This window comes from Lelliottia sp. EB106-05-01-XG201 (assembly GCF_058791735.1).
Map to the genome: position 1 here is coordinate 3554608 of NZ_JBYTDV010000001.1, position 19308 is coordinate 3573915.

Here is a 19308-nt window from a genome sequence, read left to right on the forward strand (position 1 = left end):
TCACCTCCCGGCCTGCTGCCCGCGGTCGGCTCGACTCGACTTCCTGTCTCGTTTCGCCTCTGGCCGCCATCCATGGCGTCCAGCCCTTGTCATCCGGCCTCCGGTTCGCCGATTTCAGCGGGGACCCACACCGGTGCCACATGCAGACAGAGGTGAAGGTTGAGGGAGCGGGAGTCCGGCTGAAAATCGCTGAGGCGTTGACAGGAAGCAGAGGAACGAAAGTGAACGGAACAATTCCACTGATGCCATAAAGGTCCCGGAGCTAGCAAAATAATGAATTAAATTCATTATTTTGCTTAACTGACTAGCATTACTGCCGAAGCAGCGTTTGTATGCGCGTGAAAATCAGGCCTGATTAAGTAGCAGGTGCTGAATAAAACCAACATGGAGTTTGACGCCAATCTGCAGCGCCGCCTCATCGAGGCGGAATCGCGGATTGTGCACCCCGTAAGTCGCGCCGATGCTTTCATTCCCGCTGCCAATAAACAGGAAGCAGCCGGGTACTTTTTGCTGGTATGAGGAAAAATCTTCCCCACCGAACAGCGGGTGAGCCATCTCGCGTAGCGCCTGTTCGCCCAGCGCATCGCTCACCACTTTGCGGGCTATCGCACAGGCATCCGGGTGGTTATTGCCGCTGGCATAACCTCGCGTCCAGTTCAGGGTAAAGCGTGCCCCGTGGGCGGCGGTGATCCCGGCGATCATCTGCTCCATCTGCTGCGGCACCTGCTGGCGCACGCTGGCGTGATGGGTGCGCAGGGTTCCCGCCAGTTTGACGCGCTCCGGAATGACGTTATAGCTCTCTCCGCTCTGGAAGGTGGCGATGGTCAGGACCGGCACCTGCAGCGGATCGGTACGGCGTGAGACCACGTTTTGCAGGGTCAACACCACTTCCGCGCCGATGGTCACAGGATCGATACACAGATGCGGCATCGAGCCGTGGCCGCCTTTGCCCTCAATGGTGATATCGAAGTTATCCGTCGATGCGCAGAACACGCCCTCTTTCAGCGCCACTTCGCCGGTCGGGAAATTCGGCATCACGTGCAGGCCGAAGATTTTCTCCACACCGTCGAGCACGCCGAGATCCACCAGCTCCTGCGCACCGCCTGGCGGCACCTCTTCCGCATGCTGGAAGATAAAGCGCACCGAACCGTGCAGCATCGACTGACACTGGGTCAGCACTTTCGCTGCACCAAGCAGCATCGCGGCATGGGCATCGTGGCCGCAGGCGTGCATCACACCGGGAATAGTCGAGCAAAAGGCTTCGTCGTTCTCTTCCTGAATCGGCAGCGCGTCGATATCGGCCCGCAGGGCATAGCACGGCCCGTCATGCGCGCCTTTCAGATCGGCAATCACGCTGTTGGGCGTCAGGCGCGTCAGCGTCAGACCGCCAAAACCGGACAGTTCCCCGGCAATATAATCCGCGGTGTTATGCTCCTGAAATGAGAGTTCAGGATGAGCATGAATGTGTCTGCGCCAGCGTAAAACATCGTCTTTGACTTCAGCCAGCATCGCTTCAAAATTAAATGCCATCACACTTCTCCTCAGTTAATGCGTGGCGCGTTTTCAGCGCCAGCGGCAACATGGCAAGCCCGGCAACCACCATTGCCAGCGCCAGAAAAACAAACGTCGACAGGTAGCCCTGGCTGACGGTGATCAGATAGCCCATCGCAATCGGGGCGACAAACCCGCCCAGCGTCCCGCCGGTATTGATAATCCCCATCGCCGCGCCCATCACCTCTGGCGGCAGCCGTTTCATCGGCAGGGTGAAGACCGTCACGAAAGCCGCCATCAGGAAAACGTAGCCGAGGAACAGCAGCAGCCCGGCGGTCAGCGCCGACGTGGAGGTGTAGACCAGCCAGATGCACAGCGCACTGAGTAGCGCGCAGCAGAAAATCACTTTCGGCTCTTTACCCTGCATATAGCGCCCCACCAGCCAGCCGGTGGCGAGGGACGAGATCCAGATACCCAGGCCACCCGCGGCGACCACCAGCCCGGAAACATCGAGCGTCATTCCGCGCTGCTGTACCAGATACTTCGGCAGCCACGCCATCAGGCCGTAGGACGGAATGTTGATGCAGAAGATCGAGACGAAGAGCAGGACCACAATCGGGTTTTTCAGCAACGTGCGATAGCCGGTCACGGCTCCGGCACGCGCTTTCACCGGCGCCGGATTCGGCACCCACAGCATAATCGCGATAGCAATCGCAAAGGCCAGCAGACCGAGGATCGAAAAGGAGCCGCGCCAGCCCAGCGAATTCAGGCTATACACCGCAACCAGCGGCCCGGCGGTCATCGCCAGACCAGCCGACGAGAGCAGGATCGACTGGGCAAAGGTGCGCTTTTCAAGAGGGAAATTAGAGACAACGGCTTTGGCACAGGAGCACGGATAGCCGGAATGGCCGATGCCGGATAAAAAGCGGAACGTGACCAGCAGCCCCAGGCCGAAGCCCAGCATGCCGAAGCAGAGCGCGAAGCCGCCGAGCAGGCACAGGGACATGCTCAGCACTTTCTTGTAGCCGAACCGATCGTTTAGCCAGCCAGCGGGAATTTGAAACAGCGAATAGGCGAGGAAGAATATCCCGGTGATATACCCGAGCTGTTCAGGACGGAGGTCAAATTCACGTTCGATGGGCAGGAGCGCAAAGCCCATCACCGTTTTGTCGAGATACACCACCACATAGCCGACAAAGAGCAGGAAAATCATCAGGAAACGATTCTTCATAGCCGATATCTCTTTTGTTATCACCTCGCCGGAGGGGTATCGACAGGTGAAGGTAAAATGCGACATGCATCACATAACAGACTGAACAACAACGTTTTATGTTTTATCTTCATCGACGTTAGCAGCTTTACCACCCCGCCATAAGATACAATTTTTGTACAGGTGATACTTTTTACTGATAGGGGCTGGCGTTGCGTTATTTGCCAAAGTTGCAGCAACTGAAGGTGTTTCAGCAGGTTATCCGCAGCGGCAGTATACGCGGCGCGGCCAGGGCGCTCGGGCTATCTCAACCGGCGGTCAGCAGAACCTTGCGTGAACTGGAGCAGACGCTGGAGACCCGGCTGATCGTGCGCGGGAATCAGGGGATGACGTTAACGGAAACCGGGCGGGCCTTTTCCCAGCGCATGCAGTTTATTCTTGAGGAGCTGGAGCGGGCGGCCGATGAGATCCGGCAGATCGACCAGTTCTCGCAGGGCGCGGTGGCGATGGGGTTCTCCTCACTCCTCGCGGTAACGGTTTTTCCGGCGCTCAACGACGCCTTCAAAGCGCAGTTTCCCCAGTCCACGCTGCTGGTGAAAGAGGGACAGCTGTCGATGCTGTTACCGGCCCTGCGTGAAGGACGACTGGATTTTGCCGTCGGTACCGCCGGGCCAGGGTTCCCGCTGGACGATCTGGTGCGCGAGCCGCTGTTCAATGCCTCATTCGGGATTATCGCCCGTAAAGGACATCCGCTGGCGGAGGCAACCACCTTCGACGCGCTGCAAAATGCGCGCTGGGTGCTGCCGGAGACCGACATGGGGTATTACCAGCAGCTGGCGGTGAATGAACTTCTGCCGCCGTTGGCGCAAACGCCCCTTCGCACGGACTCGATGATCTCCGGGCTGAGTCTGGTATTAGCGTCGGATTATCTGACCATCGTGGCGCGCGCGATGCAGGCTCCGTTTGGTTTGCAGGACCAGCTGTGTATGCTGAATATCGACAGCCTGCCGCAGGCGGAATATCACGTGCTGTATTCGCAAAAATCGCCGCTGACCTTTGCTGCGCGGCGGCTGCTGGATCTGCTGCGTCAACACTGTCAGGCGTACCACTGGCATTAACTTTTCATCCTCAGGGCAGCAACGATGCGTCAACTCAACAGACTGAATCAGTTTCAACGCCTCTGGCAACCCTCTGCCGGTGAGCCTCAGCAGATTACCGTGGCGGAACTGGCGGAACGCTGTTTTTGCAGCGAGCGGCACGTGCGTACGCTGTTGCGCCAGGCGCAGGAGGCGGGCTGGCTGAGCTGGCAAGCGCAATCCGGACGCGGTAAACGCGGCACCTTAACTTTTCACGTCACGCCCGACAGTCTGCGCAATGAGATGATGGAGCAGGCGCTGACGCGCGGGCTGCAACACGATGCCTTAGAGCTGGCGCAGCTCGACGCCCCGGAACTACGGGCATTGCTACACCCTTTCCTCGGCGGGCAGTGGCAGAACGACACGCCGACGCTGCGCATCCCCTACTATCGCTCCCTCGATCCGCTCCATTCGGGCTTTTTACCGGGGCGCGCGGAGCAGCACCTGGTCGGCCAGGTGTTCTCCGGGCTGACGCGGTTTGACGGTGACAGCCGCGAACCGGCTGGCGATCTTGCCCACCACTGGGAGGTGTCTGCCGATGGCTTGCGCTGGCACTTTTACATTCGCTCGACGCTGCACTGGCATAACGGCGATAAGGTCGAAACGGCGCAACTGCGCGCCAGTCTGCTGGAACTCTTTGCCCTTCCCGCCCTGCGGCGGCTGTTTAGCAGCGTGCTGCACGTTGAGGTGACCCACCCTCAGTGCCTGACCTTCGTGTTGCACCAGCCGGATTACTGGCTGGCTCATCGCCTGGCAAGCTACTGCAGCCGTCTGGCCCATCCCGAGCAGCCGTTGATCGGCAGCGGCCCATTCCGGCTCGCCGTGTTTGATCCCGATCTGGTGCGGCTGGAGTGTCATGAGCAGTACCATCTCAGCCACCCGTTGCTCAAGGCCATCGAATTCTGGATCACCCCGCAACTGTTCGAGCAGGATTTAGGCACCAGTTGTCGCCATCCGGTACAGATCGCCATCGGCGAGCCTGACGAACTGGCGAATCTGCGGCTGGTCAGCAGCAGTACCAGCCTCGGGTTTTGCTATCTTACCCTGAAACAGAGCGGACGCCTGAGTAAACGGCAGGCGCAGCGCCTCATCAATATCATCCATCACACCACGCTTCTGCACACGCTGCCGCTGGATGAAAACCTGATCACGCCTGCGCATGAGTTACTGCCGGGCTGGACGATCCCTGACTGGCCGGAGCTGAAAGATGTCGCGCTCCCCGAAGCGCTGACCCTGATCTACCATTTGCCGGTCGAGTTACACACCATGGCCGAGCAGCTCAAACAGTATCTGGCAAAAGAGGGCTGCGCGCTGACGGTCATTTTCCACGACGCGAAAACCTGGGACGGCTGTAGCTATTTTGCACAAGCCGATCTGATGATGGGCGACAGGCTGATCGGTGAAGCGCCGGGGTATACGCTGGAGCAGTGGCTGCGCTGCGACACGCTGTGGCCGCATCTGCTGAGTGCGCCGCAGTTTGCGCACCTGCAGGCGACGCTGGATGCGGTACAGATGCAGATCAGCGAGCAGGCCAGGCACTCGGGCCTGCAGTCGATTTTCACCCATCTGATGGAAAACGCGGTGCTGACGCCGCTGTTTAACTATCAGTATCAGATCAGCGCCCCGCCGGGGGTGAACGGCATTCGCCTCAATACCCGCGGCTGGTTTGATTTTTCGCAGGCCTGGCTTCCGGCCCCGAGCGCGTGAAGAAGCTGGTCGCCACGCGTGCCAGACGTTACCATATTGTTTTTACCGATACTGTTGAGACTTATTTATGAAACGTGCCGTCGTCGTGTTCAGCGGAGGACAGGATTCCACCACCTGTCTGGTTCAGGCCCTGCATCAGTATGATGAAGTGCATTGCGTGACGTTTGATTATGGTCAGCGCCATCGCGCTGAAATCGACGTTGCCCGCGAACTGGCGCTGAAACTGGGCGCACGCGCGCACAAGGTGCTGGACGTCACGCTGTTAAACGAACTGGCCGTCAGCAGCCTGACGCGCGACAGTATTCCCGTTCCCGACTATGAGCCGGATTCGAGCGGCATTCCGAATACCTTCGTGCCTGGCCGCAATATTCTGTTCCTGACGCTGACCGCCATTTACGCCTACCAGGTGAAAGCCGAAGCGGTGATCACCGGCGTGTGTGAAACGGATTTCTCCGGCTACCCGGACTGCCGCGACGAGTTTGTGAAAGCGCTCAATCACGCCGTCGATCTGGGTATGGCAAAAGAGACCCGCTTTGAAACGCCGCTGATGTGGCTCGATAAAGCTGAGACCTGGGCGCTGGCCGATTACTGGGGCAAACTGGACCTGGTTCGCAACGAAACCCTGACCTGCTACAACGGCATCAAAGGTGACGGCTGTGGTCAATGCGCCGCCTGTAACCTGCGCGCCAACGGCCTGAATCACTACCTGGCCGATAAGCCTGGTGTGATGGCCCTGATGAAGAAAAAGACCGGGCTGAAGTAAGCCGCTGTTTGTCCGGGTGAATCACCTTCACCCGGTCGCAAATTATTCAATTAACAGATCAAGCTTCTCGCGTAATTCCCCTTCCAGCGGCAGCGCTTTCTGCGTTTTCAAATCGATACAGACAAAGGTAATCAGCGCATCGGCAACAACCTGCCCTTCCGGGTCGAGCGTTACCACCTGGCTCAACACGCCGCTTTTCCCGTTTAGCTGTTGCAACTGGCTGGTCACCGTCAGGCGATCGCCGAGCACGGCCGGACGGCGGTAGTTGATGTTGATATTGGCAACCACAAAAGCGATGTTGTGCGCCGTGAGCCACTGGAAGCTTTCACTGTTTTCCAGCCCGTCCCAGCGAGCCTCTTCGAGGAATTCGAGATAACGAGCATTGTTCACGTGCTGGTAAACGTCGAGATGGTATCCGCGTACTTTGATCTGAGTCTGCATAGCGCACAAGCCTTGAAGTTGTTATAGGGTAAGAGGTCATAACTGGTATGACCTCTTTATCCTGGCAAAATTTTGCCACTGTGCAAGTTATTGTGTGATTAGAGTGTCAGGTGTGCGAGGTTGCGCTCAACCAGTGCGCTGCCAATCCCCGGCACCTGCTTCAGATCGTCGAGCGTTTTGAACGGGCCGTATTCGTCGCGATAGCCGACAATGGCCTGCGCCTTTTTAAGCCCCACGCCGTTCATGGCGCGCGCCAGATCTTCTGCCGACGCCGAGTTGATACTGACCCGGGTACCTTCGTCATCGACCGCTTTGTTGCTCACCGTTGCCTTCGGCTGTGAAGCGGTAGCGTCAGGGCTGGCGACTTCCGCCGTTGTCGCAACGGTATGGGTTTTCGCCGCCGGTGTCGTCGCCAGTGCGCTACAACTCACCCCCGTAGTGGCGATCGCAAGAGTGATAAAGAGTGCTTTGATTCCACGTTTCATGCTGTTTTCTCCTTGTTTGTTGACAGCGAGGGAACGATATCGCCCCGGCAAAACAAGCACAAACAGCAGATTTCAGAAATGGAAAAGGCCGCGAAAGCGGCCTTTGAATGTTGCAGAGCGTTGCGAAAATCTGCGAGCAGCGCCGTAATTACTGCTGCTGCGTGATGATATCGCCCAGCTTGATTTTGGCGTCTTTACGCAGGTTGCTCATCAGTGCTTCGAAAGCGATCTGGGCGTTGTTCTGGGTGATCCCCTGAACCATCGCCTTTTTCTGCTCTTCCGGCATGGTGCCTGCTTTCACTTCGTCCAGCGCCAGCAGAACAATGTTGCCCTGCATATCTGACGCCGTACCAAAGCTCGGTTTGTCTTTCGCTGGCAGGCTCAGACCAAACGCCGCCTGGCTCACCGGATCCTGACCGGTACGGCTCAGGGTTTTCGCCTCACCGAAGCTCAGACCTGCCGCTTTCAGCGCCGCGTCACCTTTGCCTGCTTTCAGCTCAGCCAGCAGTTTTTCTGCATCCAGCTTCGCCTGCTGTTCCGCTTTGGTGTGTTTCACCAGCGTTGCAATCTGATCTTTCACAGCATCCAGCGGCTTGATGGCTTCTGGTTTGTGTTCTGCTACGCGCACCACAAATGCACGATCGCCGTCCACGGTAATGATGTCAGAGTTGCTGCCCGGCGTGCCGTTCTCACCCACCAGGCCACCGTTGAAGATAGCGTCAGCAACCGGCTTGAAGTTCAGCTCTTCTGGCAGGTTATCGTGACCGAACCAGCCTGTTTCAACGGCTTTCACGCCAGCGGCCTGTTCTGCGCCCGCCAGGGATTCGTTGTCATTGCTTGCCGCGTCACTCACTTTCTGCTGCAGAGCGTAGTAAGCATCCAGCGCTTTTTCCTGCTTCACTTTCGCTGCGATATCATCGCGAACGTCAGCCAGCGGTTTGGTTTTGGCAGGCTGAACATCATCCAGACGCGCCACCAGGAAGCCAACGGAAGATTTGATCACACCGGACAATTGACCTTTCTCTTTCAGGCCCGCGTTTTTCAGCTCATCTGGGGTAGTCGCATCTTCCAGCCAGCCCATATCCCCGCCGTTTTTCGCAGAGATGATGTCGGTGGATTTTTCTTTCGCCAGCGCGGCAAAATCAGCGCCTTTGGCCAGCTCGTCGACAATCGCCTTAGCATCCGCCTCGGTTTTGGTCTGAATCACGCTGTAGCGGTTACGCTGAGCCTGAGTGAACTGATCCTGATGCTGGTCGTAGTAAGACTGGATTTCGCTGTCAGACGCGGTTTCCTGCATCGCAGCGGCATCCAGCTTGATGTAGCTGACGCGGAACTGCTCAGGAGCGGTGAAGTTGTTTTTGTTCTGCTCGTAGTAGGCTTTGATTTCGTCGTCGCTGACCGACTGTTTTGCCGCCAGGGCGTTGACGTCAATCGTGGCCGTGCGAACCACACGCTGCTGCGCCACCAGGGCTGCCAGCTCGTCAGTCTCGCCTTTCAGCATGAAATCGGTACCGACGACCGCGTTGATCAGCTGCTGTGTCGTCAGCTGGTTGCGCAGCGCCTGAGCGTACTGGTCCGGGGTCATGCCCATCTGATTGACGATAGAGGTGTAGCGCGTGTTGTCGAATTTGCCGTTGTTCTGGAAAGCCTGAGTTGCAAAGATGGCTTTCTTAACCTGATCGTCGCTGATGCCGAGGCCCAGGTGTCTGGCATACTGGTCCAGCAGCGCTTCGTCGATAAGACGGTTTACGGTCTGCTGACGTAAGGTTTTCATGTAGCCTTCGTTCGCTGCAAGCTCAGAGAACTGATCGCCCAGCTGTTGCTGCATGCGATTACGTTCCCCGGCAAAGGCATTTTCAAACTGCCCGCGGCTGATTTCCTGGCCATTTACTTTGGCGGCGTAGTTGCTGCTTCCGCCAATCAGGTATCCACTCACGCCGGTCAGAATGAACGACACGATAATGATACCGAAAATAATCTTGAGCACGAGACTGTTAGCAGCCGTGCGTAAGTTGTCCATCATGGTGAAACCACACTCCGCTGTAGGTGACTTGTGACCTCACGCTGGGAAATATCCTGACCGCAGCGCGTAAGGGTCGTATTGTGACAAGAAACCGGGGTAAATGTCAGCCCACAACTCGCATAAAGTCGCATAAAGTCGCCCGGGACAAACAAAAAAGGCACATCAAATGATGCGCCCTTGTACTTTTCAACTTCCCTTGAACGAGAAAGCGATCAGTTTACTGCGTCTTTCAGTGCTTTACCTGCACGGAAACCTGGCACTTTAGCGGCAGCGATGGTGATCTCTTTACCGGTCTGAGGGTTGCGGCCAGTACGGGCAGCACGCTCTTTAACAGCAAAAGTACCAAAACCTACCAGCGCAACGTCATCCCCGGATTGCAGAGATTCAGTTACAGAGGCAATTAATGCATCTAACGCACGTCCAGCCGCAGCTTTAGAGATATCAGCACCCGCAGCAATTTTGTCAATCAGTTGAGATTTATTCACTGTTCTCTTCCTCTCTTTATAATTTATATCGCGCCTGAATCCTTCACGACGCGACCGCGCAGCAGTTATATCAGGCCTGCCATGACCTTACAACACCCGTTGTTGATGGCTAACCCAATCAGCAATCTAAATTAGCTATACAAAAAAAGGCTGGCAAGTGAGAAATCACCTGTCAGCCTTGTTTTTCTTAACGCTCTTTGCGCGAGGTCACTATTTTGCGGTTACAACCTGCATTCCAGAGGGCTCATTCTGCAGCGCGAGGCTCAGAACCTCCTCAATGCGTTTCACCGGATGGATATCGAGATCGGCGATAACATTGTCAGGAATCTCTTCCAGATCACGTTTGTTCTCATGCGGGATCAATACGGTTTTAATACCACCGCGGTGCGCAGCCAGCAGTTTTTCTTTCAAACCACCGATTGGCAGCACCAGACCACGCAGGGTGATCTCACCGGTCATCGCCACATCAGCGCGAACCGGGTTACCCGTCAGACAGGACACCAGCGCGGTACACATAGCGATACCCGCACTTGGACCGTCTTTCGGCGTTGCCCCTTCCGGAACGTGAACGTGGATGTCGCGTTTTTCGTAGAAGTCCGGATTAATACCCAGCTTCTCCGCACGCGCACGGACCACGGTCAGCGCAGCCTGGATGGACTCCTGCATCACTTCGCCCAGAGAACCGGTGTAGGTCAGCTTGCCTTTGCCTGGCACACAGGCGGTTTCAATGGTCAGCAGATCGCCGCCCACTTCCGTCCATGCCAGACCGGTCACCTGGCCCACGCGGTTTTCGTTATCGGCACGACCATAATCGAAGCGCTGTACGCCCAGATATTCGTGCAGATTGTCGCCGTTAATCTCAATGTGTTTCAGGGATTTATCCAGCAGCAGCTGTTTCACCGCCTTACGGCACAGTTTCGAGATTTCACGCTCAAGGCTACGCACGCCCGCTTCGCGAGTGTAGTAACGAATAATGCTGATAATGGCACTATCGTCGACCGTAATTTCGCTCTCTTTCAGCGCGTTACGCTCAATCTGTTTTGACAGCAGATGGCGCTTGGCGATGTTCAGCTTTTCGTCTTCCGTGTAACCGGACAGACGGATCACTTCCATACGATCCAGCAGCGGAGCCGGAATGTTCATCGAGTTAGAGGTTGCCACGAACATCACATCGCTCAGATCGTAGTCCACTTCCAGGTAGTGATCGCTGAACGCCACGTTCTGTTCTGGATCTAACACTTCCAGCAGCGCCGACGCCGGATCGCCACGCATGTCCGAAGACATTTTGTCGATCTCATCGAGCAGGAACAGCGGGTTTTTAACGCCCACTTTCGCCATTTTCTGAATCAGTTTGCCCGGCATAGAGCCGATGTAAGTCCGACGGTGACCGCGAATTTCCGCTTCGTCACGCACGCCGCCGAGCGCCATACGGATGTATTTACGTCCGGTGGCTTTGGCAATGGACTGACCCAGAGAGGTTTTACCCACACCAGGAGGCCCTACGAGGCACAGAATTGGGCCCTTCAGCTTGTTCACACGGCTCTGAACCGCAAGATACTCAAGGATGCGGTCTTTGACGCGCTCGAGGCCGTAATGGTCAGTGTCGAGGATCTCTTGCGCCTGACGCAGGTCTTTTTTCACCTTGCTGCGGGCGTTCCAGGGTACCTGAACCATCCATTCGATATAGCCGCGAACCACGGTCGCTTCAGCGGACATCGGAGACATCATTTTCAGCTTCTGCAGTTCTGCTTCGGCTTTCTCTTTTGCCTCTTTCGGCATTTTCGCCGCGTCGATCTTACGCTTCAGCGCTTCGTTTTCGTCTGGCGCGTCGTCCATCTCGCCGAGCTCTTTCTGAATGGCTTTCATTTGCTCGTTCAGATAGTACTCGCGCTGAGATTTTTCCATCTGCTTTTTGACGCGGTTGCGAATGCGTTTCTCAACCTGCAGCAGATCGATTTCAGATTCCATCATCGCCATCAGATATTCCAGACGTTCGTTCACGTCGGACATCTCCAGCACAGACTGTTTGTCAGCCAGCTTAAGCGGCATGTGTGCAGCGATGGTATCCGCCAGACGCGCAGGATCGTCGATGCTGTTGAGCGACGTCAGCACTTCTGGTGGGATTTTTTTGTTCAGCTTGATGTAGCCTTCGAACTGGCTAATCGCGGTGCGCACCAGCACTTCCTGCTCGCGCTCGTCGAGCGCAGGAGACTCAAGGTACTCCGCTTTCGCAGAGAAGTGCTCGCCGTCGTCAGAAAGAGTGGTGATACGCGCACGCTGCAAGCCTTCTACCAGCACCTTCACGGTGCCGTCAGGCAGCTTCAGCATTTGTAAAATAGAGGCCACGGTCCCGACGGTGAAAAGATCGTTTACACCCGGCTCATCCGTTGATGCTTCTTTCTGCGCAACCAGCATGATTTTTTTATCATGATCCATGGCGGCTTCAAGGCAACGGATAGATTTTTCCCGCCCTACAAATAAGGGTATGACCATGTGCGGATAAACCACCACATCGCGCAGCGGCAATACGGGGATTTCAATGCGTTCAGAACGCTCAGGATTCATAGAGCTCTCTCTTAGTTTAGTGTCCGCCAGGTAAGCAGGTCATGTCACTGTGTTACACAACCATAAACATGTAACCAGTATATGGGGATGTTTCCCACACATTCAACGCTATGAATACGGAAAAATAAAAGGGGAGATAAAATCCCCCCTTTTTGATTAACTGCTTGTATGATTTGGCTAATTATTCGCCAGATGCCTGCTGCGCTTCCGGCTTGCCATACATCAGCATTGGCTTAGACTGGCCGCTGATCACGGACTCGTCGATCACCACTTTTTCGACATCTTCCATGGACGGTAAATCGTACATGGTGTCGAGCAGCGCGGCTTCAACGATAGAGCGCAGACCACGCGCACCCGTTTTACGGACCATCGCTTTCTTGGCGATAGCGACCAGCGCTTCGTCACGGAATTCCAGATCCACACCTTCGAGATTGAACAATGCCTGATACTGCTTGGTCAGCGCATTTTTCGGCTCTTTCAGGATCTGAATCAGCGCATCTTCGCTCAGCTCATTCAGCGTTGCCACGACCGGCAGACGACCGATGAACTCAGGGATCAGACCAAACTTGATCAAATCTTCTGGCTCAACCTGCGACAGCAGTTCGCCTTCGTTCGCTTTCTCGGACTTGGCTTTCACCGTCGCGCCAAAACCAATGCCGGAGCCGGTTTCAACGCGGTTCGCGATCACTTTATCCAGGCCTGCAAACGCACCGCCACAGATGAACAGGATCTTGGAGGTATCAACCTGCAAGAACTCCTGCTGCGGATGCTTACGTCCGCCCTGCGGCGGAACAGCGGCAACGGTACCTTCAATCAGCTTCAGCAGAGCCTGCTGAACGCCCTCGCCCGAGACGTCACGGGTGATAGACGGGTTATCGGATTTACGGGAGATCTTGTCGATCTCATCGATGTAAACGATACCGCGCTGTGCTTTCTGTACGTCGTAGTCGCACTTCTGCAGCAGTTTCTGAATGATGTTTTCAACGTCTTCACCCACGTAACCGGCTTCGGTCAGAGTGGTCGCATCCGCCATGGTGAACGGAACGTCCAGCAGGCGTGCCAGCGTTTCAGCCAGCAGCGTTTTACCGGAACCCGTTGGGCCGATCAGCAGAATGTTACTTTTGCCGAGTTCAACACCATTGCTGGTGTCGCCGTTACGCAGACGTTTGTAGTGGTTGTACACCGCAACGGCCAGCACTTTTTTTGCCGGTTCCTGGCCGATAACGTAATCATCAAGATGATGACGGATCTCGTGTGGAGTCGGCAATGCGCTGCGCTCACGGTGAGGCGCTACTTCTTTAATCTCTTCGCGGATGATGTCGTTACATAAATCGACACATTCGTCGCAGATATACACGGACGGCCCGGCAATCAGTTTACGCACTTCATGCTGGCTTTTGCCGCAAAAAGAGCAGTACAGCAGTTTGCCCGAACCATCTTTGCGTTTATCTGTCATGAGTCCAAACCTCTTATTAAGTTCTTTGTGCCGCACATGACGACGCAAATGCCATTCTCAGACGCAAGTCGCTATGAAGCAAAGTGCCGCCTACCTTAGTATAGCGGCACACTCGCGCCGTGGGCATCAATTACGATGGGTCAAAATGGAGTCGACTAAGCCGTACTCAACTGCCTCTGATGCGGAGAGGAAGCGATCGCGCTCGGTATCACGCTCGATCTGCTCAAGTGATTGACCCGTGTGGTGCGCCATAAGTTCATTCATGCGCCCTTTCACTTTCAGAATTTCACGCGCATGAATTTCAATATCTGTCGCCTGACCCTGGTATCCGCCCAGCGGCTGGTGAATCATCACGCGGGAATTTGGCAGACAGAAACGTTTGCCCTTCGCGCCTGCCGTCAGCAGGAACGCCCCCATGGATGCCGCCTGCCCCATACAAATGGTGCTGACGTCAGGCTTGATGAACTGCATGGTGTCATAGATGGACATCCCGGCAGTGATGACGCCGCCTGGGGAGTTAATATACAGGTAAATGTCTTTTTCCGGGTTTTCCGCTTCCAGGAACAGCATCTGCGCCACAATCAGGTTCGCCATGTGGTCTTCCACCTGGCCGGTCAGAAAGATAACGCGTTCCTTGAGCAGACGGGAATAGATATCAAAAGAACGTTCCCCGCGAGAGGTCTGTTCGATAACCATAGGCACCAGAGCCATATGGGGTGCAAAGTTATCTCGTTCGCCACTGTATGACATTTCCGTCTCCTGGATAAAAATTGGAAAATACCTGCTGTACTGATTGTAACCTTATGGACGGATTATCAGCCAGTCTCATTCATCGTGATTACACACTTATGGGGACGGCATCGCCATATTTCAAGCATAACAATCTTTTGCTGTAACGCTAACACTGAAAGGGCGTTTTAGCACTCTTCCTGGGCTATTACTGCGATAAAAAAACCCGTCACCAGAAGGCAACGGGTTTTTGTTCAAACTTTAAACCGTTGGGGCTGAATTACGCCTGCTGGTTCATCAGTTCGTTGAAAGAAGTGGCTTTTTCAGACACTTTCGCTTTAGCCAGCACCGCTTCAACAGCCTGCTCTTCCAGGGCTACGTTGCGCATGTTGTCCATCAGCTCTTTGTTGCTGCCGTAGAACTCAACCACTTCACGTGGATCTTCGTAAGCAGAAGCCATCTCTTCGATCAGGCCTTTCACGCGGTCTTCGTCAGCTTTCAGCTCGTGGGTACGAATCACTTCGCCCAGCAGCAGACCGACAACAACGCGGCGTTTAGCCTGCTCTTCGAACAGTTCACGAGGCAGTTCCAGCGCTTGCTGCTGGTTACCACCGAAGCGCTGTGCAGCCTGGCGACGCAGAACGTCGATTTCGCTGTCAATCAGTGCTGCAGGAACGTCGATTTCGTTCGCTTTCACCAGACCTTCGATAGCCTGAGATTTCACACGGTTACGCACGGCGCCATTCAGCTCGCGCTCCATGTTTTTACGCACTTCTGCACGCAGACCCGCTACGGAACCATCTTCAACGCCGAAACGTTTGATGAATTCTTCAGTCAGTTCTGGCAGTTCGCGCTCTTCAACTTTCTTCAGGTTGATGACGAACTTCGCTGCTTTACCTTTCAGGTTTTCAGCGTGGTACTCTTCAGGGAAGGTCACGTCGATGGTGAACTCTTCGCCCGCTTTGTGGCCTTTGATACCGTCTTCGAAGCCTGGGATCATACGACCCTGGCCCATCGCCAGTACGAAGTCAGACGCTTTGCCGCCTTCGAACTCTTCGCCGTCTACAGAGCCGGAGAAGTCGATGGTGACGCGGTCTTCTGCATCAACAGCGCCGTCTTTGTCTTTCCAGTTCGCCTGCTGCTTACGCAGAGTGTCCAGCATGCCATCAACGTCAGCGTCGGTCACTTCGACAACTGGTTTTTCAACTTCGATGGTTTCCAGACCTTTCAGCTCAACTTCCGGGTACACTTCGAACTCTACGGAGTAGGTGAAGTCTTCGCCCAGTTTGTATTCGCCCGGAACGTAGTTCGGTGCGCCAGCTGGATTGATTTTTTCTTTGATGATGGCATCAATGAAGTTGCGGCTCATCAGGTCACCCAGCACGTCCTGGCGAACAGAAGCGCCATAACGCTGAGCAACGACATTCATCGGTACTTTACCCTTACGGAAGCCGTCAATACGTACTTTTTTTGCTACGTTGACCAGCTCGCTTTTCACAGCAGTTTCGATGCTGTCAGCAGCGATAGTAATCGTTACACGGCGGCCAAGGCCTTGAGTGGTTTCAACTGAAACTTGCATCTTGTTACCTCAAAAAAATCACAGTGCTCGGTCAACTCTGAATTTGTCTCGCAATACCGGGATGCTCACTATTTAGCAGATTCACATTCCCTGTCGCCAGAATCATCCCGAAGACATTCATTAAGACGCGGCATTATAGCGGCATCACTTGGGTGAGTCGAGAACGGTTGGGGCTTCTTGCTGCGGCTTTTTTCACAATTTAAGGCTGTTTTTGGCCTAAAATTCGCCCCACACGTTCAAAACGCAGACAAAACAAAACGGCCCGCAGGCCGTCTTGACATCATTCTGTATGCAACATACTGGAAAAACTCCAGCGGTTGCAAATCGGATTTATCAGGCGATGCTTCCCGCCCCTCGACATGGCGGTGAGGCGAAGATCGTATCCTGCAATCCTTCCCACTCTTTTATGGTGTAAGTATGCAGTGCCAGCGCATGCACGGTGGTGGAGAGTTCTTCCGTCAGCGTTCCGTAGATCATACGGTGACGATTGAGAAAGCGTTCTCCCGCGAAGCGGTCGCTCACTAACACCACTTTGAAATGGCTTTCAGAACCGGCCGGCACATTATGACGGTAGCTCTCATCGACAACTTCGAGGAACACGGGATTAAACGCTGTCCTTAGTTTTTCTTCGATCTGTTCACGTATCATCATGATATTACTCCTCTGACAACGCTGAGATGTCACCCATCCCTTTAAATGTTAGCCGCTTTTACCGCTTCCATTACATCAAGACAACAAATATTTAGCTTTCGTCTGATTTCCTCATTCAAACGGATGAAGTTCACTGTCTCACTCATACGTTTTGTCACCGGTGAGGTGAGGAAAATCTCAGTGGTGGTCAGATTTCAGACAAGACGATGAATTTACATGCGTTGACCACTTCCCCTCGCCGTTGGCGATGTTATGATGGCGACAATTTTTCTCTTTATATGCTAACGATCCGTTGAGAACCTGAAATGTTAAAAAAACTCTTCTTTCCGCTGGTAGCACTCTTCATGCTGGCTGGTTGTGCCACTCCGCCGACCACCATTGACGTTTCGCCAAAAATCACCCTGCCTCAGCAGGACCCTAGCCTGATGGGCGTGACCGTGAGTATCAACGGTGCCGATCAGCGTCAGGATCAAGCGCTGGCGAAAGTGACGCGTGATAACCAGCAAGTCACCCTGACCGCTTCCCGCGACCTGCGCTTCCTGCTGCAGGAAGTACTGGAAAAACAGATGACCGCTCGCGGTTACATGGTTGGCCCAAGCGGTGCCGTTGATCTGCAGATCATTGTGAACAATCTGTATGCCGACGTTTCTCAGGGCAACGTGCGCTACAACATCTCCACCAAAGCCGATATCGCCATCATCGCTACCGCGAAGAACGGCAATAAGATGAACAAAAACTATCGCGCAAGCTACTCGGTTGAAGGCGCCTTCCAGGCATCCAACCAGAACATTGCTAACGCGGTAAACAGCGTGCTGACCGACACCATCGCCGATATGGCGCAGGACACCAGCATTCACGAATTCATCAAGCAGAACGCGCGCTAATCCCGCACACTGACCCGGCGCTACGCCGGGTCAGTCATATAGAAACATGTCCAGTCATTACTTGCGCATTTTCCAGCAACCTAAATCAGCCATTCTGCTGATCCTTGGTTTCGCCTCCGGTTTACCTCTCGCCCTCACCTCCGGCACGCTTCAGGCCTGGATGACGGTCGAGAATATCGATCTCAAAACCATCGGTTTCTTCTCCCTTGTCGGCCAGGCCTACGTCTTTAAGTTTTTATGGTCACCGGTGATGGACCGCTATACCCCGCCCTTCCTCGGCCGTCGCCGCGGCTGGCTGGTGATGACTCAGATTCTGCTATTGCTGGCGATTGCCGCAATGGGATTCCTCGAGCCGTCAACGCAATTGCGCTGGATGGCCGCGCTGGCGGTGGTAATCGCCTTCTGCTCGGCCTCACAGGATATCGTTTTTGATGCCTGGAAAACGGACGTATTACCAGCTGAAGAGCGCGGAACCGGTGCTGCGATCAGCGTGCTGGGCTATCGCCTGGGGATGCTGGTCTCCGGCGGGTTAGCCCTGTGGCTGGCCGACCGCTATCTCGGCTGGCAGGGGATGTACTGGCTGATGGCCGCCCTGCTGATCCCATGCATCATTGCGACTTTTTTTGCCCCGGAGCCGAGCGACGTTATTCCGGTTCCTCGTACGCTCGAGCAGGCTGTCGCCGAACCGCTGCGCGACTTCTTCGGGCGCAATAATGCGTGGCTGATTTTACTGCTGATCGTCCTTTATAAGCTCGGCGATGCCTTCGCCATGAGCCTGACCACCACCTTCCTGATCCGCGGCGTGGGTTTCGATGCCGGTGAAGTCGGCGTGGTGAACAAAACCCTCGGCCTGTTTGCGACCATTCTTGGCGCACTTTACGGCGGGGTGTTGATGCAGCGTCTGTCGCTGTTCCGCGCCCTGCTGATCTTCGGCATTTTGCAGGGAGTGTCCAACGCTGGTTACTGGCTGCTCTCCATCACCGATAAGAATATGATCAGCATGGCCGCCGCCGTATTCTTCGAAAACCTGTGCGGCGGGATGGGAACGGCGGCGTTTGTCGCGCTGCTGATGACCCTGTGCAATAAATCGTTTTCCGCGACGCAGTTTGCCCTGCTCTCTGCCCTTTCTGCCGTAGGTCGTGTGTATGTTGGCCCGATTGCCGGCTGGTTTGTCGAAGCCCACGGCTGGCCGACGTTTTATCTTTTCTCGGTCTTTGCGGCGGTGCCAGGAATATTACTCCTGCTGGTTTGTCGACAGACCCTGGAATATACCCAGCAAACGGATCACTTTATGCCGCGCACGGAATATCAGCGCGCGTATCGCTTTGCCTTGCGGCTGTTAATGGTCGGCTGTGCGATGCTGGCCCTGTGGCTGATCGTGTTGATAATCAATGCATCCACCCCGCTTACCCTGCCGTTTGAGGCGATCCTGCTGGACGTCGGCGGTCTGCTTGCGGTCGTCGGGATTGTCACCGGCGGTGTCCTTGATTTCATGGCGCTGCGTAAAACCCGGCTGACCTGAAGCTAAAACCGAAAGGTTATTTCCCGTGGTAATAACGCCAGGTAATTATAACGGTGAAATAACCGACGTCCGCTGAAAAAAATATTTGTTGTTTTGTGCGGGATAGTTTTCGGAAATTACAGGAACCCTCAGCGTTTCGCTATTTTTCATTAAACGATTCAGCTTTGGGGAGTTTAAATTT

The 19308-nt window shown here is 55.0% G+C and carries 16 protein-coding genes; 5 read left to right on the plus strand and 11 right to left on the minus strand.

Going from position 1 to position 19308, the window contains the following annotated elements:
* Positions 1-345: 345 nt before the first annotated feature.
* Together AC3WS9_RS16690 and AC3WS9_RS16695 are read right to left on the minus strand one after the other, a co-directional pair.
* The gene (locus AC3WS9_RS16690; protein WP_492489419.1) at positions 346-1530 is read right to left on the minus strand and encodes an amidohydrolase; all 1185 of its coding nucleotides are present in this window, start codon (positions 1528-1530) and stop codon (positions 346-348) included.
* Positions 1520-2722 (minus strand): MFS transporter, encoded by a 1203-nt coding sequence (locus tag AC3WS9_RS16695; protein ID WP_492489421.1) that lies wholly within the window; start codon positions 2720-2722, stop codon positions 1520-1522. Before AC3WS9_RS16695 ends, AC3WS9_RS16690 begins: the two co-directional genes overlap by 11 nt.
* A 209-nt stretch (positions 2723-2931) precedes the next feature.
* Between AC3WS9_RS16695 and AC3WS9_RS16700 the strand changes: the two genes are divergently transcribed.
* The 3 genes from AC3WS9_RS16700 to queC all read left to right on the plus strand — a co-directional run bounded on the left by AC3WS9_RS16700 (position 2932) and on the right by queC (position 6307).
* On the plus strand, positions 2932-3819 hold the full coding sequence (locus AC3WS9_RS16700) for a LysR substrate-binding domain-containing protein (RefSeq protein WP_390888240.1): 888 nt from the start codon (positions 2932-2934) through the stop codon (positions 3817-3819).
* 24 nt (positions 3820-3843) lie between these two features.
* Positions 3844-5544 carry an SgrR family transcriptional regulator gene (locus AC3WS9_RS16705; protein ID WP_285145207.1) on the plus strand — a complete coding sequence of 567 codons (1701 nt, stop codon included), beginning with the start codon at positions 3844-3846 and terminating at the stop codon, positions 5542-5544.
* Between the two features lie 67 nt (positions 5545-5611).
* Complete coding sequence (gene queC, locus AC3WS9_RS16710) at positions 5612-6307, plus strand: 7-cyano-7-deazaguanine synthase QueC (RefSeq protein ID WP_282492621.1); 696 nt, start codon at positions 5612-5614, stop codon at positions 6305-6307.
* 42 nt (positions 6308-6349) lie between these two features.
* On the opposite strand, the gene AC3WS9_RS16715 is transcribed toward queC, so the two are convergent.
* The 9 genes from AC3WS9_RS16715 to bolA form a co-directional block, all read right to left on the minus strand.
* Entirely contained in the window at positions 6350-6748 is a 399-nt protein-coding gene (locus AC3WS9_RS16715; RefSeq protein ID WP_095281007.1) for a YbgC/FadM family acyl-CoA thioesterase, read from the minus strand.
* 98 nt (positions 6749-6846) lie between these two features.
* Positions 6847-7233 (minus strand): helix-hairpin-helix domain-containing protein, encoded by a 387-nt coding sequence (locus tag AC3WS9_RS16720; protein ID WP_492489424.1) that lies wholly within the window; start codon positions 7231-7233, stop codon positions 6847-6849.
* 148 nt (positions 7234-7381) lie between these two features.
* The gene (gene ppiD / locus AC3WS9_RS16725; RefSeq protein WP_285150560.1) at positions 7382-9256 is read right to left on the minus strand and encodes a peptidylprolyl isomerase; all 1875 of its coding nucleotides are present in this window, start codon (positions 9254-9256) and stop codon (positions 7382-7384) included.
* A 212-nt stretch (positions 9257-9468) separates the two neighbouring features.
* Complete coding sequence (gene hupB, locus AC3WS9_RS16730) at positions 9469-9741, minus strand: nucleoid-associated protein HU-beta (RefSeq protein ID WP_010428111.1); 273 nt, start codon at positions 9739-9741, stop codon at positions 9469-9471.
* 210 nt (positions 9742-9951) lie between these two features.
* A complete protein-coding gene (gene lon, locus AC3WS9_RS16735; protein WP_282492624.1) occupies positions 9952-12306 on the minus strand; it encodes an endopeptidase La in 2355 nt (784 codons plus the stop codon).
* 181 nt (positions 12307-12487) lie between these two features.
* A complete protein-coding gene (clpX, locus tag AC3WS9_RS16740) occupies positions 12488-13762 on the minus strand; it encodes an ATP-dependent protease ATP-binding subunit ClpX (protein WP_095281003.1) in 1275 nt (424 codons plus the stop codon).
* A gap of 126 nt (positions 13763-13888) precedes the next feature.
* Positions 13889-14512: an ATP-dependent Clp endopeptidase proteolytic subunit ClpP gene (gene clpP / locus AC3WS9_RS16745; protein ID WP_003021624.1), complete on the minus strand. Its 624-nt coding sequence runs from the start codon at positions 14510-14512 to the stop codon at positions 13889-13891.
* Positions 14513-14771: 259 nt separating this feature from the next.
* Complete coding sequence (gene tig / locus AC3WS9_RS16750) at positions 14772-16070, minus strand: trigger factor (RefSeq protein WP_095281002.1); 1299 nt, start codon at positions 16068-16070, stop codon at positions 14772-14774.
* Between the two features lie 333 nt (positions 16071-16403).
* Positions 16404-16721 carry a transcriptional regulator BolA gene (bolA, locus tag AC3WS9_RS16755; RefSeq protein WP_012016307.1) on the minus strand — a complete coding sequence of 106 codons (318 nt, stop codon included), beginning with the start codon at positions 16719-16721 and terminating at the stop codon, positions 16404-16406.
* 305 nt (positions 16722-17026) lie between these two features.
* Between bolA and AC3WS9_RS16760 the strand changes: the two genes are divergently transcribed.
* Both AC3WS9_RS16760 and ampG read left to right on the plus strand, forming a co-directional pair.
* The gene (locus tag AC3WS9_RS16760; RefSeq protein WP_100777406.1) at positions 17027-17605 is read left to right on the plus strand and encodes a lipoprotein; all 579 of its coding nucleotides are present in this window, start codon (positions 17027-17029) and stop codon (positions 17603-17605) included.
* Positions 17606-17651: 46 nt separating this feature from the next.
* On the plus strand, positions 17652-19127 hold the full coding sequence (ampG, locus tag AC3WS9_RS16765; protein WP_492489430.1) for a muropeptide MFS transporter AmpG: 1476 nt from the start codon (positions 17652-17654) through the stop codon (positions 19125-19127).
* Positions 19128-19308 lie beyond the last annotated feature (181 nt).

Coding starts and splice junctions, on each gene's coding strand:
- AC3WS9_RS16690 (WP_492489419.1), bottom strand. CDS start 1,530: ATGGCATTTAATTTTGAAGCGATGCTGGCTGAAGTCAAAGACGATGTT.
- AC3WS9_RS16695 (WP_492489421.1), bottom strand. CDS start 2,722: ATGAAGAATCGTTTCCTGATGATTTTCCTGCTCTTTGTCGGCTATGTG.
- AC3WS9_RS16705 (WP_285145207.1), top strand. CDS start 3,844: ATGCGTCAACTCAACAGACTGAATCAGTTTCAACGCCTCTGGCAACCC.
- queC (WP_282492621.1), top strand. CDS start 5,612: ATGAAACGTGCCGTCGTCGTGTTCAGCGGAGGACAGGATTCCACCACC.
- AC3WS9_RS16715 (WP_095281007.1), bottom strand. CDS start 6,748: ATGCAGACTCAGATCAAAGTACGCGGATACCATCTCGACGTTTACCAG.
- AC3WS9_RS16720 (WP_492489424.1), bottom strand. CDS start 7,233: ATGAAACGTGGAATCAAAGCACTCTTTATCACTCTTGCGATCGCCACT.
- ppiD (WP_285150560.1), bottom strand. CDS start 9,256: ATGATGGACAACTTACGCACGGCTGCTAACAGTCTCGTGCTCAAGATT.
- lon (WP_282492624.1), bottom strand. CDS start 12,306: ATGAATCCTGAGCGTTCTGAACGCATTGAAATCCCCGTATTGCCGCTG.
- clpX (WP_095281003.1), bottom strand. CDS start 13,762: ATGACAGATAAACGCAAAGATGGTTCGGGCAAACTGCTGTACTGCTCT.
- clpP (WP_003021624.1), bottom strand. CDS start 14,512: ATGTCATACAGTGGCGAACGAGATAACTTTGCACCCCATATGGCTCTG.
- tig (WP_095281002.1), bottom strand. CDS start 16,070: ATGCAAGTTTCAGTTGAAACCACTCAAGGCCTTGGCCGCCGTGTAACG.
- bolA (WP_012016307.1), bottom strand. CDS start 16,721: ATGATGATACGTGAACAGATCGAAGAAAAACTAAGGACAGCGTTTAAT.
- AC3WS9_RS16760 (WP_100777406.1), top strand. CDS start 17,027: ATGTTAAAAAAACTCTTCTTTCCGCTGGTAGCACTCTTCATGCTGGCT.
- ampG (WP_492489430.1), top strand. CDS start 17,652: ATGTCCAGTCATTACTTGCGCATTTTCCAGCAACCTAAATCAGCCATT.